The sequence below is a fragment of the Enterobacter cloacae complex sp. SHL021 genome (genome assembly GCF_049237765.1).
Taxonomy (GTDB): domain Bacteria; phylum Pseudomonadota; class Gammaproteobacteria; order Enterobacterales; family Enterobacteriaceae; genus Enterobacter; species Enterobacter cloacae.
Map to the genome: position 1 here is coordinate 1 of NZ_JBMKJG010000065.1, position 747 is coordinate 747.

Genomic DNA, 747 nt, shown 5'->3' on the forward strand with positions numbered 1-747 from the left:
AAATGAATACCAAGTCTCAACGAGTGAACACGTAATTCATTACGAAGTTTAATTCATTGAGCATCAAACTTTTAAATTGAAGAGTTTGATCATGGCTCAGATTGAACGCTGGCGGCAGGCCTAACACATGCAAGTCGAACGGTAGCACAGAGAGCTTGCTCTCGGGTGACGAGTGGCGGACGGGTGAGTAATGTCTGGGAAACTGCCTGATGGAGGGGGATAACTACTGGAAACGGTAGCTAATACCGCATAATGTCGCAAGACCAAAGAGGGGGACCTTCGGGCCTCTTGCCATCAGATGTGCCCAGATGGGATTAGCTAGTAGGTGGGGTAACGGCTCACCTAGGCGACGATCCCTAGCTGGTCTGAGAGGATGACCAGCCACACTGGAACTGAGACACGGTCCAGACTCCTACGGGAGGCAGCAGTGGGGAATATTGCACAATGGGCGCAAGCCTGATGCAGCCATGCCGCGTGTATGAAGAAGGCCTTCGGGTTGTAAAGTACTTTCAGCGGGGAGGAAGGTGTTGTGGTTAATAACCACAGCAATTGACGTTACCCGCAGAAGAAGCACCGGCTAACTCCGTGCCAGCAGCCGCGGTAATACGGAGGGTGCAAGCGTTAATCGGAATTACTGGGCGTAAAGCGCACGCAGGCGGTCTGTCAAGTCGGATGTGAAATCCCCGGGCTCAACCTGGGAACTGCATTCGAAACTGGCAGGCTAGAGTCTTGTAGAGGGGGGTAGAA

At 52.6% G+C, this 747-nt stretch carries 1 rRNA gene; it reads left to right on the forward strand.

Annotated elements, in window-relative coordinates:
- Positions 1-73: 73 nt before the first annotated feature.
- Positions 74-747: ribosomal RNA gene (locus ACOTZF_RS25215) — 16S ribosomal RNA — on the forward strand; the annotation flags it as partial.